The 14,726-nt window shown below is 35.2% G+C and carries 15 protein-coding genes; 6 read left to right on the top strand and 9 right to left on the bottom strand.

The window, feature by feature from the left end:
* Positions 1-351 precede the first annotated feature (351 nt).
* Positions 352-1,014, bottom strand: a complete 663-nt coding sequence (gene yeiL, locus PVA17_RS02510) for a transcriptional regulator YeiL (RefSeq protein WP_274066788.1) — start codon at positions 1,012-1,014, stop codon at positions 352-354.
* Positions 1,015-1,113: 99 nt separating this feature from the next.
* Between yeiL and PVA17_RS02505 the strand changes: the two genes are divergently transcribed.
* Positions 1,114-2,265, top strand: coding sequence for an MFS transporter (locus PVA17_RS02505; RefSeq protein ID WP_274066787.1), 1,152 nt, complete (start codon positions 1,114-1,116; stop codon positions 2,263-2,265).
* 71 nt (positions 2,266-2,336) lie between these two features.
* On the opposite strand, the gene PVA17_RS02500 is transcribed toward PVA17_RS02505, so the two are convergent.
* Both PVA17_RS02500 and PVA17_RS02495 read right to left on the bottom strand, forming a co-directional pair.
* On the bottom strand, positions 2,337-3,482 hold the full coding sequence (locus PVA17_RS02500) for an oxalate decarboxylase family bicupin (RefSeq protein WP_274066833.1): 1,146 nt from the start codon (positions 3,480-3,482) through the stop codon (positions 2,337-2,339).
* A 67-nt stretch (positions 3,483-3,549) separates the two neighbouring features.
* Positions 3,550-4,140, bottom strand: a complete 591-nt coding sequence (locus PVA17_RS02495; RefSeq protein WP_274066786.1) for an O-methyltransferase — start codon at positions 4,138-4,140, stop codon at positions 3,550-3,552.
* A 907-nt stretch (positions 4,141-5,047) separates the two neighbouring features.
* Between PVA17_RS02495 and PVA17_RS02490 the strand changes: the two genes are divergently transcribed.
* From PVA17_RS02490 to PVA17_RS02480, 3 genes are all read left to right on the top strand, one after another.
* Positions 5,048-5,239 carry a hypothetical protein gene (locus PVA17_RS02490; RefSeq protein WP_274066785.1) on the top strand — a complete coding sequence of 64 codons (192 nt, stop codon included), beginning with the start codon at positions 5,048-5,050 and terminating at the stop codon, positions 5,237-5,239.
* Positions 5,240-5,961: 722 nt separating this feature from the next.
* Positions 5,962-6,252, top strand: a complete 291-nt coding sequence (locus tag PVA17_RS02485; protein ID WP_274066832.1) for a CPBP family intramembrane glutamic endopeptidase — start codon at positions 5,962-5,964, stop codon at positions 6,250-6,252.
* A 315-nt stretch (positions 6,253-6,567) separates the two neighbouring features.
* The gene (locus tag PVA17_RS02480) at positions 6,568-6,984 is read left to right on the top strand and encodes a YjdF family protein (RefSeq protein WP_132360729.1); all 417 of its coding nucleotides are present in this window, start codon (positions 6,568-6,570) and stop codon (positions 6,982-6,984) included.
* 366 nt (positions 6,985-7,350) lie between these two features.
* Here the strand turns inward: PVA17_RS02480 and PVA17_RS02475 are convergent, their stop codons facing one another.
* On the bottom strand, positions 7,351-8,778 hold the full coding sequence (locus PVA17_RS02475; RefSeq protein WP_274066784.1) for an aminotransferase-like domain-containing protein: 1,428 nt from the start codon (positions 8,776-8,778) through the stop codon (positions 7,351-7,353).
* A 107-nt stretch (positions 8,779-8,885) separates the two neighbouring features.
* On the opposite strand from PVA17_RS02475, the gene PVA17_RS02470 reads away from it, so the two are divergent.
* Positions 8,886-9,488: a LysE/ArgO family amino acid transporter gene (locus PVA17_RS02470; RefSeq protein ID WP_274066783.1), complete on the top strand. Its 603-nt coding sequence runs from the start codon at positions 8,886-8,888 to the stop codon at positions 9,486-9,488.
* Positions 9,489-9,743: 255 nt separating this feature from the next.
* Here PVA17_RS02470 and PVA17_RS02465 read toward each other — a convergent pair whose 3' ends face one another.
* From PVA17_RS02465 to PVA17_RS02445, 5 genes are all read right to left on the bottom strand, one after another.
* Entirely contained in the window at positions 9,744-10,421 is a 678-nt protein-coding gene (locus PVA17_RS02465; RefSeq protein WP_274066782.1) for a DUF3885 domain-containing protein, read from the bottom strand.
* A gap of 81 nt (positions 10,422-10,502) precedes the next feature.
* The gene (locus PVA17_RS02460) at positions 10,503-11,003 is read right to left on the bottom strand and encodes a hypothetical protein (RefSeq protein WP_274066781.1); all 501 of its coding nucleotides are present in this window, start codon (positions 11,001-11,003) and stop codon (positions 10,503-10,505) included.
* 117 nt (positions 11,004-11,120) lie between these two features.
* Positions 11,121-11,594 (bottom strand): GNAT family N-acetyltransferase, encoded by a 474-nt coding sequence (locus PVA17_RS02455; RefSeq protein WP_274066780.1) that lies wholly within the window; start codon positions 11,592-11,594, stop codon positions 11,121-11,123.
* Positions 11,595-11,691: 97 nt separating this feature from the next.
* On the bottom strand, positions 11,692-13,665 hold the full coding sequence (locus PVA17_RS02450; RefSeq protein ID WP_274066779.1) for a S9 family peptidase: 1,974 nt from the start codon (positions 13,663-13,665) through the stop codon (positions 11,692-11,694).
* On the bottom strand, positions 13,652-14,137 hold the full coding sequence (locus PVA17_RS02445) for a DinB family protein (RefSeq protein WP_274066778.1): 486 nt from the start codon (positions 14,135-14,137) through the stop codon (positions 13,652-13,654). The genes PVA17_RS02450 and PVA17_RS02445 overlap by 14 nt, the downstream gene beginning before the upstream one ends.
* Positions 14,138-14,399: 262 nt before the next feature.
* Between PVA17_RS02445 and PVA17_RS02440 the strand changes: the two genes are divergently transcribed.
* Complete coding sequence (locus tag PVA17_RS02440) at positions 14,400-14,522, top strand: hypothetical protein (protein ID WP_274066777.1); 123 nt, start codon at positions 14,400-14,402, stop codon at positions 14,520-14,522.
* Positions 14,523-14,726 lie beyond the last annotated feature (204 nt).

Below are 14,726 nucleotides of genomic sequence, written 5' to 3'. Positions count from 1 at the left end.
TCCTCGTTCATTGAAAAGTAGATATAGTATGAGGTTCATCGCCTAATTCATGCGATTGGTAAAACTATATGTGTCGTCAAGACAAAGACGCTAAAACAAATCGAACGAAAAAGCGATACGCTATAGTCATTGTAGTAGCCCTATCTTCTATAGACACTGGATAGGGAGGGGTAATGGGATACCCCAATCTTGAAGGCTGTTTAAAACAGAAATTGACTGCGAACATTAAATCATTCAAGAATCCCACTGGAGCCAGCTTGGCCGTTTACGGGTGGAAGTCTCAATTCTATGAAATAAACTTGGACTGTTCATTTATTTATTGTTTATAACCTTCGTAACTGTATCCTTTCTTTATTGTATTTCCTGTGCCAATTCGGCAAGACGCTCTTCATTCAAAATGTGATAGCCATTCTTTTTCTTCTCTAAAATTTTTTCTTCGCAAAATTGCGCAAGTACATATAATAAATGTCGATAGGAAACCCCTAAATATTCACAGATTTCAGTATGCTTTTCTTTATAAACTCCTTGATCTGACGAAAATTGAATAAATGCAGCCAGTCGATTTTCAAGTGGAAATGCTTGATTTTGTGTATATTTTGACGTCATTTTGAACGCCTTTTCCCCTAAAAACACACAAAGTTTACGCAAAAATAGTACATCCGTGAGTAACTTTTCTTTGCAGGACTGTGTAATCGAAAAACAAATCGTCTCGGTTACTGTCTGAATCCCCTTCGTATATCTTGCCTCATTAAGCAACTCAATTTCCCCCATAAAACGTGGTGCCTCCAAGTAATCGATAAGCGAGACCTTGCCATTTTTGTGTGTCATGTATAGCTTTGCCTTTCCTTCGATCATGTAGTATAGCGTATTTGGAAATGACCCTTCTTGAAAAATCCATTCACCTTTGTCAAACTTACATATTTCGAGAAATGGATCAATTTCAAAAGAAAAAAAATCATCTATTGGATATTTATCAAGATAATAAGAACGTTCTTCAGCTGTCAGTATATGCATTATTTTACTCTCTCCTCCGAAATGTGAGATATCTCACATTATTGTAACGATGAACGTGCTATTATTCAACATAGTTAAATTGGAGGTACAAAAAAATTTATGAACAATCAACGATGGCTTTCTCAAAATTTCTTTGCATTTTTCTTTACATGGGGTATTTTCTTACCTTACTGGACTGGTTGGCTTGTAGATGCCAAACATCTTACTGTTTCACAGGCTAGCGTCGTAATGGGCTGTGGTCTTTTAGCTCGAGCAACATCAAATCTATTTTTCTTCCCGACGCTTGCAAAATATGTCAATAATAAACGACTCATTAGCATTCTTGCAATAGGTGCCCTAATCACAACTTTATTTTACATACTAAGCACGAGCCTTCTCTCGCTTCTTATTGTTACCCTTTTATTTAGCGTTTTCTATCCAGCACTGCTACCTGCCGTTGAAAGTAGTGCGGCAACGCTCGTACAGCATGGAAATGTACACTATGGCAAAAGCCGTTCCTATGGTTCCATTGGCTTTGTCATTGCAGTGTTAATCATTAGTATGCTGACAGGTGCATTTGGCAATGACATTATCTTCTGGAGTATGGTGGTCGGCCTGATTGGTATGCTGTTGATGCAACAAATGGCTACACCAAAAGAGTTACTCGTTGTACCAACGAAAGAACAACGTGCAAAATCATTGTCGATGAAAACATTATGTTCTATTAAAGGCTTCCCTATTGTTTTATTAGTCGTTATTCTGTTGCAAGGTGCACATGCTTCTTATTACAGCTATGGTTATATATATTTAGGGGATTTACATGTTGATCCATTCTATATGGGGATGATTATTAACATCGCCGTTATATGCGAAATCTTATACTTTATGAAGGCTGATACATTATTTAAAAAATGGAGCTCATCTTCTTTATTACTTTTAGCAGCAAGTGGTTCATCATTACGTTGGTTACTTATTTACTTATTCCCGAATGTCTGGGTATTTATCGCTTCTCAAACATTGCATGCATTTTCTTTCGCTCTCGCACATTTCGCTTTTATCGGCTATTTAACAAAAACATTGCCGAAGGAACAAATTCCAAATGCACAAGGCCTCTACTCTGCATTAGCAATGGGATTAAGTACAGCGATCCTTACATTTTTAGGCGGCTATTTATACGAGATTTCACCTGGACTATCATTTGCAGCAATGCTTATTTGTACCGTTCCAGCTATCGGTATACTACTTGCAACTAGAAATAAATATCAATATTAAAAAAATACAGGTAGGAAAGGTCTTTGATCTTTCCTACCTGCATTTCTAAATGCTCCCCTTGGATATGCTATTTATACAACTGGCCATTTTTCCTTTCTTAATACGTTAAGAAGTTCAGGACCAATCTTTAAATTGCTTTGGACTAGCTCAGAGGTAGTAAGGGCCATCCATTGATTTAACGAAACATCCTGAAATCTATCACTTTTAAATATTTCAAGGAACCATAATGTCTCTGTGCCAGTATTCTCAATGTAATGACCATTTGCAAACGGCACGTACCCTACATCTCCTGCACGATAATCGAATGTTCGAGCCACACCATTTGCAGCAAACACTGTCATACGCCCTTGACCTTGAAGGTAATATTGCCATTCGTCATTATTCGGGTGCCAATGCAGCTCTCTCATTGCACCAGGCTTAATCTCGACAAGCGCTGCTGCGATATTTTTTGAAATAGGAAAGTTTGTTGAATCCACAATTCTAACGCTACCACCAGGAGTTTTAATAGGAGTTTGGGCAAGCAGGCGATGCTTGAAGGTTTGAGGGACTGTACCGTATGGGGATTGTACTTTTTGTGTGTCTAGAGGTCCTGGAACCTTATCTTGATAAATATAGATCTGTTCTTTTGGAATATGATTAAAAGCACTCAAAGGAGCACCAAAGTTAGAGGACAGTACATCTTTAGGAGTATGAGCAAACCAATCAGATATTGAAAATGTACTAAGATCTGAAAAATGTCCATCATCAAACACCAGTAGAAATTCACAGCCATCATCAAGACCTTGTATGGAATGCGGAATTCCAGGTGGGAAATACCATAAATCTCCCGGTCCTACATCAGCAATGAAATTACGCCCATTTTGATCGACTGCTGTAATGCGTGCATGACCAAGAAGCATATACGACCATTCTGCTTGCTGATGCCAATGCAGTTCACGTACTCCACCTGGTGTCAAACTCATATTAACACCTGCCAATGTAGTGGCGATTGGCAAATCACGAACAGTAATTTCTCGAGACCATCCGCCATGTTTTAAAACCATATGCGTATCAGAAAAAGAGAATTTTAAATTTGGTACAAGTCCAGCATCTGTTTTTGGAGGGACAAGCATATTAGGATTTTCCAGATCCCTCATAAAATCTCTCGGTCCTTTATCAATCCACCCTGCCCCGTCTTTCCGAATAGGCTGCGGAACATAAGAATAGCCCTCTGGCATGTTCTCCAATGATTCACCTCTTCATAAAGAAATCGTTATGTAAATATGTATGGATTTTTTACTTGGATTATTCTTTCCCTTTCTGCTTTGTTGCAAGGATAGCAGAGGATGTTGGTGTCAAATAGATTTCGGTAGCTCTTATTTCCTTATGATTTAACCAAAAGTCCCTAACCTTATCAGGCTTCCCTCTCCATTCTGCTGGGAAATGTTCTTCTGGTGTAAAATCGTCCATCACTAACATGCCTCCAACTACTAATGCCTCCAATAGTTGCACGCCTTCAATCGTTTTAGCAGCTGCTGCATCAGCAAAAATAAATTGAAAAGGACCTTTCGCAATCACTTCTTTCCAGTCACCTACTAAAAATTCTGCCTGCTTTTGACGAAGTGTTTGAGCAGTTGCATCGATTTTTTCCTTTGCATGATCAACTGAGACAAATTGAACATTTGGTGCAATGGTAGAAAGAATCCAAGCACTGCTTACCCCAAAGCCAGTCCCGACTTCAAGGATTGTCCCATGTGTGATTTGACCAACAAGCACTGACAGCAATCTTCCTGCCTCATCTGAGCAAGAATGCTCGAAATCATGTCTTTGGGCTAACATTTTACATGCCTTCACCATTTCCGGAATATATGTATTAGAGCGATATTTCGATACCATAATGACCAACCACCTTTACGATTTTACACTATATATTCGCTTTTTCATTTAAAATTCCTTTGTAAAACATCACTTCCTTAAGTAAAGGTGCTTTTCAAAGTAATCGCTACTATGTATAACGGTTTTAGCCTGACGCCTCCTTAAAATGCTTAACTTAACCCATCTTATTTTATGATCCTTTTTTAACTATATTTACAGTTGGAATGTTATCGAATTATTTTACATATATTTATTTCGGGATAGCTTAGTATTATGCATCGCCCCAAACGTCATTGCAGTTTGCTATCCCACCGTTATTTTAATTTCCTAGATAAATAAAGTATTCATAGCATAAAAAAGTTAAAATTGTGTAGTTGTACCGATGCATGCAATATCTATTCCTGCTTTACTAAAGGCTGTCTTTATTTTCGCCACTGTATATTCAACAAATTAAAAGATAGTTGACCAAATTAATAAATTAAATTTTAGAGCGCAGTTTTAGTCGCTCTTTTTTGATTTAATACCTCTTTCATTTAGTTGCTGTAGCGTATGATGACACGGCGGCTATTTTTATGATAAAATTTACATATATTACATATTAAGATACTAACATGGAAAATGATACGTTAGTGGTAGTGATACCTTCGCACAAGTTGAATGACGCGGATCTATGGCAAATGTAAAACCCATTAAGCTCGAGATGGTCCATTTTTCGAGTTCACACTAATTTTGACTATTTGTACGAATTGCGGAGAAGTAGCTTCAATGAAAGTTAAGAAAGTTGATAAGTTTAAATTACACACGTATAAACCCGCATTTATCCCACCACCTATAGGAGCGGTAGACTTCTGTAGCTGACGCTTCGCTTTTACAACACAAGAAGTTAAAGAAAATACGTTCCATATCTAAAAAATAGGAGGTGGATAACATGCATTATTTACAAGTTTTTTTCCTTACTTTATTTTTAAGTGTCGTCAGCTTTTTTGCTTTAGGTGCAGTAGGATTCCTTGAATATATTGATGGTATACTAATGTCTATTGGGCTAATTATAGTTACTTTACTTTCTATTATTATGAGCTTATTAGTGAGCATTAATAGACAATTAAAAAAGAAAGTGTAAAGGGATAAAACGACAACAACGGAAGACCTTTTATTGATACAATTAACTCATCATAACCACTCCTAGAAAAGAGATCTTCCGCTACACATATAGGACAGTGAGTTTTTAGTTGTGCCATTTTCATAATCGCAACTGGAAAGAAGCACAATAAAAACTCATTATTAAAGAAACTACGCTAAGCCATTATTACATTTTGATATATCTTACAAGTTCAAACATTAAGTATTTCCCCTAATGTAATTAACCCCATGCACGCTAACTTCACTAAATGAATATAAATGATTACATGATTTCCTTTACTAACCTCGATTTTTTCTCAAATAAAATAATTTGTCGAAAAAGTAGTAGCAATTGCATTTTTCGTAAAAATATTATGGTAAAATATCTCTTTATTCTTTAAGATTCCAGAAAGAAGGAAAAATATAAAAAAAGACAAATTAAAAAACAGAAGGATTTTAGCCCGAAAGACGCTATTTTTGTATTTTCTTCTTTTACATTCGTTTGTGTAACTATCATTTTCGCTTTAATAGTTTATGATGTATTCACAATACAGCATTTCCTTTCATTCAATCAGCCATTCACCATGGCAATGAGCGTAGTTCTCGCTTCACTTGGTCTACTTCTGTTTGGGGTAATTTTAACATTGTTTATTTCCCTCGAAATACATAGACGAAACAAACAAAGGCTATCAAGACTATTCGTTGTTAAGTATTAGTGCCTTTATGTTTATAGGCGCGTTATTTGAAGAAGTTTTGTTTAGGGGAATTATTCAAAATTTACTACTTGTATTTCTAGAACACCATTGGACTGCCATTATCATTACAACTTTTTTGTTCATTGGGATGCATATTCAATACTTCAAAAAACCTATAATGTTAATAAATATAACCGTTCCAAGTTTAATTTTCGGATGGATCTATTGTCAAACAAATGTACCTTTCCTTGTACATTTTTTGCTGAATATCGGAATGACACTATTATTTAAATACAATTTAATAAAAGTTAAGCATTAAAATATACACGGGATTTATGAGACTTGTCGACGAAATAGCTTGATAAATTAATTCCTGGTTCATGCCCAATTCTTCACTTGAATTTTTATTCTTTTCACAAAAGGTTACGTCTGAAAAGAGCCACCAAGATCAATTAATAATTTATGGCGGAATCATAAATTTTCCATTACAAATAATAACAAATCGTTTATAATACTATTTGAATGAAAAAACACGATTCGGTTGGTAGTCCGGATGCATCCTTAATATGATGTCAGTAACCTTCCCCTCCTCGGGATGTCCATCATTCGATTTTACTATGAGGAGGGACCTACTATGAAACTAACCATTTTTTATGATGGCCAATTTTATATAGGGCTAATAGAAACCATTTCCGAAAACAAATACAAAGCATACAAGTATACTTTTGGGAATGAACCTAAAGATCAAGAAGTCTTTGATTTTGTAAATAAAAATTTGTTGGATTTTATCAAAAATAATGATAAGCATGATGGAATACCAATCCAACAAATTAAAATGAAGAAAATCAACCCTAAAAGGCTTCAAAGAAAAGTTGCAAAAGAACTAAGAAATCCAAGTATCACCTCTAAGGCCGAGGAAGCGATAAAAGCAGAGCTGGCACTTAGAAAAAAAGAAAAATCTATTACCAGTAAACGACTTAAAGAAGAACGCAAAGAATATATTCGGAATATCAAAGTTCAAAAGTCTAAAAATAAACATAAAGGTAGGTAATATCATTCTTTTTACTGACAACTAATGTTGTCAGTTTTTTTATTAGGGATTTGCTAAACTTTTAATATTCTCCCACCTTTTTCTGTAGTTATTTCAAAGTTAAGCTAACTTTGTCAAATTTATCTTCCGCCAAATCTACAATTAAATTAATTAATGTTCTAATAACCAGCCATTTTTCGTTCATCCATCCACCTACCCATTTAATGCCTTGCTCAAAATAGCATTATTTTTTCATCGGGAACGACAATGACCCATGCCATGAATCACTCTCTTGTCCACAGCATTTATCTTTCATAGCCGTAAGATGAGTGTGGTTTTTGTCGCAGGAAATTCAAAAACCGGCTTCTTTAGAATCTACCTAAAATCTCATTTTTTCTTGCTTGCAATTTCAAATAAGATATTTAAGCCTTTTTCCAACTCTACTTCTGTTCCATAGACATATGATAATCGAATATGCTGAGTATCTTGCGGATCGTAAATATAGCCAGGATTAATGAGAACTTGTCGATGCAATAGCTTGGTGAATAACTCTTTATCAACGATTGGCTCATGAAACTTTAGCCAAATATAAAAGCCACCTTTCGGCTTATCCCAACTAGCAATTTCCCAAAATTTTTCTTGTAATATACCCTCAACAAAATTGGCCCTCCGTATTAATTCTTTCCGCAAACTCTTAATATGCTTTTCATACTTCCCTGATTGCAACCAATGCAGCACAATTTCCTGTGAGATGGCGCTTGATCCGTAATCTGTTTGCATTTTTATATCTGCTAATCGCTCAATTACTGTAGTTGGCCCAATTAACCAGCCAATACGAAGTCCGGGGCTTAATGTTTTCGAAACACTGCCAATATAAAGGACTTGCCCGCTTTCATCCATTGATTTAATTGGAGGCGTTGCGGCTTCAAAAAGCAATTCATGATAGACGTCATCCTCTATAATAGGAATACGAGATTCTTTACACGCTTGATATAGTTGCCTTTTTTCAAACGCTGTCCATACTCCACCAGTCGGATTGTTTAAAGTGGGAACAGCATAAAATACGGCCTGCCTTTTTCTTTTCTTTTGGGCTAACGTTTGTGCGAGCTGTTCATCACGATCGATAGACAGCATTTGCATACCTACAGACTGGAAAGGATGGACTGAATTTAAATAAGACGTCTGTTCCTGGAATACGATAGAACCCTGTTCAAGTAGTCCAACAGCAATCAACTGCAATGCTTGAAGTGCACCAGATACAATACAAACATTTTGCGGCTTTGCATGAATCCCTCTTTTTTTCACATATTCGCAAATCGCTTCTCGAAGTTTATCGCTACCTTGTGGTGATGAATAGCCTAACGCTTTCGGCTGCAAAGAGAGCTCTTTCAAAGAAGCTTCAATTTCAGTGGTGGGCAATAAACTAGGTGCTAGCTCCCCAGTGCCCAATCGAATGATATCTTCGCGCTGCTCGTATTCATTGATTAATTGAATAGTAAGATAATTAGGCTTATGGAGACTTGTGTCTATGTACTTTTGCCAATTTGGTTGTGTTTGTACAATTAATGAATCCCAGGAATTTTGTGCCACATAAATACCTGAACCTACTTTCGATTCCAATATTCCTACCGCTTTTAACTCTTCTAACGCCTGTTGAACAGTACTACGGTTTACCCCAAACTGCATCGCTAGCTGTCTTTGTGTCGGTAGCTTTGTTCCTGCCACCCAATCCCCTCGTTCAATATGTTCAGTAATCCACTGAATAATTTGCTGCTGTAATGTCATGTCTCCCTCTCTACTTGGTTGCCAGCTCATCCGTATCACCTCAAACTTTCGAAATTGGATGGCTTAAAAACCATCCAATTGGTCGTTTTCTTTTAGTTATAACATATTTAAAATGTTTAGTGAAAGGAGGTATTTCATTGGAAGCATTTTTACATGGAATGATTTTAGCATTTGGACTTATTTTGCCCCTTGGCGTACAAAATGTCTTTGTCTTTTCCCAAGGTGCAACACAGCCCCATCTAGTTCGTGCCTTACCCGCAAGCATCACTGCCTCAATTTGTGATACGCTTCTAATACTACTTGCGGTATTTGGTTTATCTATAATTGTGCTGCAATTTGAGTGGTTGCGTATCACCTTGATGAGTGTAGGGATACTTTTCTTACTCTATATGGGCTATACAATTTGGCGCTCAAATCCTGCATCTACCGATAATAACGAAGCACTTCCTGTAAAGAAACAAATTTTATTTGCAGTTTCGGTCTCTCTCTTAAATCCACATGCTATTTTAGATACAATAGGTGTTATCGGGACGAGTGCTTTAAAATATAGTGGGACGGAGCAAATGTTGTTCACTGCAGCATGTGTTTTGATTTCTTGGTCATGGTTTTTCGGTCTTATCATTGCTGGAGCATCCTTAAAAAAACTGGATAGCTCTGGTAAGCTTATGAATATTTTTAATAAATGCTCAGCGATTTTTATTTGGGGAACCGCTCTTTACCTTGTTAGTGGTTTACTGTAATCAATGTCATAAAAACGCTCAGGATCCTGTTGAGTAAGGCTCTTCTATTTCCCGATCCTAAATACAATGAGCTGAACTAATTTCGATAGAGTTCAGCTTTTATTTTTGTTTAAAGATATAGGATTTATAGTATCTGTAAATTTAACTAACGGAGTAGAGCAGTTTTAAAAGCGAAGTATTCCTGGAGTACATATGTACCACTTCTTTCCAAAAACAAGTGATTATAGAGGTTGTTAAAATTACGTAATGAAACTCTTATTTAAAACGTTTAATAATTTCTTCTCGTGAGTATTCATCAATCCAATCTCCGTATTTTTTATATAAAGGGAATATAGTTTCTTTATTAGTTGCGATGACCTCGCATCCTCTATCATCATAAATAAAAAAGATCACATTTTTAGTCATATTTATAAAAAACACATCTGGATAGTTTGAACCTGGCCCCCATTTTTTATCAAACCTAGGTTTTAAGGGGAAATCCTCATTACACGCTGCTTTAATAAGCAATGGAAATTTCAAATCTTGTTTGCGGCACTTTAGGGAAAATCGACATGTATAATAATTGTCAACTTCATCAGCATCAAATACATACGGTAAAGTTTCTTGTCTTAAATGGCATTTTAAGTTTTTATTTTTTACATAGCGATCATAAATCTTTATTCGATTTTTCTTAATTGTATTAGACCTGTGCAGATAAACATTCGTAACTAGAAAAATTTCATCCAAATCAGAAAAAAGTTCGTTGAAAATGGACAATGCTTGACTGTAAACGCAGTCAAACCTTTCGTTATTCAGACTACCATCATCTTTAAGCTGATAAATCCCTGTCCCTAATTCAAAGTGAATTCCAATACTCCATTGATGATAAAGACTAGGTGCCAAAGTAAGCCCTGGAAAAGCATTATGTAAATATTGACCTACATCTATCGTCATTCACTCCATTCTTTCTGGTGATTACTATCATTATTACACTAACCTACGCCGTTAGTAAAACGTTTCTATCAAGAACCCTTGTTACCAAGCAATGGTTATTAAGTCAGGTTCAACGAACTCTATTACAAATTTAGGTGATGGGCAAAATACATACTGTTGATAGGCATCTTCTGCTGCTAAATGAATTATATTTTCAATAACCTTGGATAGTGGCATCTTTAGCCAAGGTAATGTACTATAAGGTGGTAGGTCGTCTTGTAAGAAAAGATAAACTGGATTCTCGGTGTAAAGTTCTTCACCGTTTAAAAACGATGTAACCTTATCGCTATTAACATTATGTATCACGAATTTGTTATTCATTTTCTCTAAATCTAGACTTACCCATTCAATTATTGGGATGCTCGCAATAAATTCAGTTTTCATTTTCGCCTTTTCCTCAAAATCTATCAGCATAATACTTTCTTTAGTTGAAAACGGCTCCAACATCCAATCTAATTGCATCTGTAATTCATCATTTCTTTCTTTCTCTTTTTGCTTTTGTAAGAGCAACGCTAATCTTATTTTCCGATTATTCGTGTTCATAGTACACCTTCTCTTCTTACTTTCTTTCAACAATAACCGGAATTTTCTGCATTTTATCAAACTAATCTCTAATTTATCTTCCCATTCTACTAGCTTTCACCCAAAATGCTATAGCATTTAATCTAATTTTTTTATAAATAAAACTCTGTCTTGATTTGGTCCGTCATATTCGGAATTTACTGATAGACCATCAACAATTCTATCTCCACCTTCCATTTCAAAACCCATCTTCGTATGATAGGCAATCGAAGCCTTGTTGACAGGTGACGTTATACATCGAACAATACTTCGATTATTTTGTTTTACAACATAAAAAAATTTATTGTATAATTGTTGTCCAATATGATGCTTTCTGTACTCAGGATGCACTCCAACAAAATGAATATACGCCTCATTTGAATGAGTTTGAGAAAGAAATCCTATTAGAAAGCCTACAAGTTTACCATCCTTTTCTGCAATGAAACTCGTTTGTGTAAAATGGTCGAAGAATAGTTTTGGTAACTTATCCGACATATTCCTGCCACCCCACCACTCATTGATTAGCGGTGAAATTGCATAGTAGTCTGAACCTGTAACTGAACGAATCTCCATTTTAATCCCCCTATTTATGTAAAAAATTTTTTAATCATCTTAAAAATCAATGAGAACCATTTGTTCTTTCGCATCCTGTGAGGATATCCTTTATGCATCATAAAACCGTAAAATCTTTCATACTTCCTCCAAGAATATAGTGGGAAAACCACATCAAATTCTGCTTCATAATTGCCACATTAATTCCTGGCTGGTCAGAACTATATGCCATTCCTTTAAAAATAATTAATTCTGTAGCAACCTCCATATCCTTTAATCCTTGATATAGCTCATATGCATTGGGAATTGGTACTCTTGCATCTTGTTCGCCATGTTGAATTAAAGTAGGAGTACAGGCCGATTTAATATATGTCATTGGTGATGTTTTAGTATATACCTCTGGATCATTCCATGGATCATTTCCTAAATACGTCCTTGTGAAGTAAGGTATATCAGTATTTACATATTGGGTTCTCCAATTCGTTATTCCGCCTCCAACAGAAACAGCTTTAAATCTACTACTAAATGTAGAACAGAAAGCTGCTACATATCCCCCGTTGCTCCAGCCCATAACCCCTACTCTATCTTTATCTGCCATCCCTTTGTCAACTAGTTTATCCACTCCAGATATAACATCATCGTAGTTAACAATCCCTAGTTTTCTATAATTTGCTTTTAAAAATTCATTACCATAACCAGAACTTCCTCTATAATTTGGTTCTAAAACGATAAAGCCTTTTTCGATAAACTGTTCAATAGGATATTTCTCATTAAAACAGTTCGAAAATATTGGAAATGATGCCCAGGCTGGACCACCATGGACTACCACTAATAAGGGATATTTTTTATTCGCGTCAAAGTCGACTGGGGTTGATAAAACTCCCTCTATTTCAAGACCATCACTACTTTGCCATGAGATTATTTCCCTATTACTTTTAAGCTTTCCTTTGAAAAAGCTATTTTCACTTGTTATTTTTTTATCGTCTAAATAAATTTCAAAGGTTTCATTTGTTATAGCCTTATTATAGGATAGATGATTTCCATCCCGTGTTATAGAAGCATCCATAATAAAGCTATCTACTTTATCGCTTAACATTTCCACAGAGCCATTCTCAGATAACAACCCAATAAGATAATTAGTTTTATTCTGCCATCTAATTAATATTCCTTTAGCTGTCCACTGTAATGGCATAACCGTACTATCAAAATCTGTTAAAGGTTGAATTAGCTCTCCATTATTCATATCGTATATTTCTAGCGTACTATCTTGTATATGGGTCTTATAATAATCCTTCTCTCTTATGCTTGCTGAGTAACATATTTTGCTATCATCAGGAGAAAAGCAAACATTCCCTGCCAACAACTTATCTATCGTTATCTTTTGTAGTTTCCTAGCTTTACTGTCTAGTATGTATAGAACGCCATTATTATAATCTTCCATATTTGGACTTGGTGTAGCCATCAATACAACCTTTTTCCCATCATTTGAAATATCAAATTCATGAACATGAAAATCCTTACCATCAGTTAGTTGATTAACAACGATATTTTCGTGTTCATCTTTATCATTTTGTATCACTTTTTCTATTTCAATATAATATAAACAATTTTTCTGGTATTCCTTACCTATCTGATGGAAATCTCCATATAGTTCCTTACGTTTCATTATCGCCTTAGATTCTTTTGATGGTGCAACATAATATAAACCCTTACCAGTAGGCTCCCATTTGAATTTACTGACCCCTTCTTTCTCATCAGTAATTTGAACACCCCTATAATCATCTTTAGACTTAACAAAGATCTGGTTTTTCTTATTATGCCCATCATCAACTGGACTAAGGTATGCGATAGCTCTAGAATCTGGAGACCATAAAGGGTTTGAACTATCCATATCCCTAGTTGTTAATGGGGAACACTGCCCCTTATCTTTTTCATATACCCATACATGATTCCTATAAATATTGTCTTTCCAGTTAGCCATCTTCTTGACAAATGCTACGTTTTTACCATCATCACTTATGTTTGTATCGGATAAGGTTGGTATTGAAATAATCTCTTCTATACTTAAATATGTTTTTTCATTCCTTTTCATTAATAGTCCTCCTCATTAACTCTCTTCCAATAAAGTTAGCTGGTACAGGGCTTAATTCTAATTCTCTCGCCCACACAGAAAGTTGGCCCATGTGGTGTATTTCGTGCGTAATGATATGGTGTAATATCTCATCAACAGTATATGTATCTTCATCCCAAGAAACACTGACTAGCTTTTCTTTTAAACTCCCTAAATTTGTTGCTAAAAATTCAGCTATTTCATTTCGTGATTTAGCTGAAAGAGATTTAACCTTTTCAAGTGTATTATAATTAACAAATTGAAATGCTACATCTTCTTTCCCTTGAATACCACGAATCCAACTATATTCCACATCAATTATGTGAAAAAGTGTATATAAAATATTTCCTACCCCACCCCTACGGTCTTTTAACAACTCTTCAATTGTCAGTTGATTGCACCAATCAAACCATTCATCTCTTACTTGCCAGTTATATTTAAAGAATTTAATCATTGTAGGCACTCCAATCTATCTTATTACATAATATTTCGATATAAATCCAACTTTTCCCTCCTCTAACAAACTTGCGTTAGTTTAAATATGATTCGATAAGTACTTTATTTATTAATTTCTTTAAAGTGTTCATTCATTTACTGTAGCATGTAACGACGCTGCAGCTTTTACTTTTTCATTCGCCATGGACTGTTTGAAACCTTTTCCATTTTTATACGTAAAGTAAAACAGTATTTCTTTATTTTTATTCGGAGGTATTTATATGAACTCTTTTGCACTTATGGCTTTTTCTTTTGCTTGTTTATCATTCACCTTTGCTGTCTCAGCTGATGCTAAGATTAAAAAGTTAGAAAAACGGATTGAAGAACTTGAAAGAAAAAAGTAATCACTGAATACATAGTGGGATTATAGAGCGTTTACTCGCTCTATTTTTGTTTAATTCCCATATTCTCTAGTGTAGCTTTGTAAAAAAGACGGATTGTTCGTCTATGATAAAGTCTAGAGATGATTTCGAATTGGATATTTATGTTAAAATTAAAAGTAGTTTTTTAAGATAGAAAATAAAAGGAGCGTGGTTGAAATTATAACT

The sequence above is a fragment of the Lysinibacillus sp. CNPSo 3705 genome (assembly GCF_028674935.1).
Taxonomy (GTDB): Bacteria; Bacillota; Bacilli; order Bacillales_A; family Planococcaceae; genus Lysinibacillus.
This window is presented reverse-complemented; position numbering and strand designations above follow the sequence as displayed.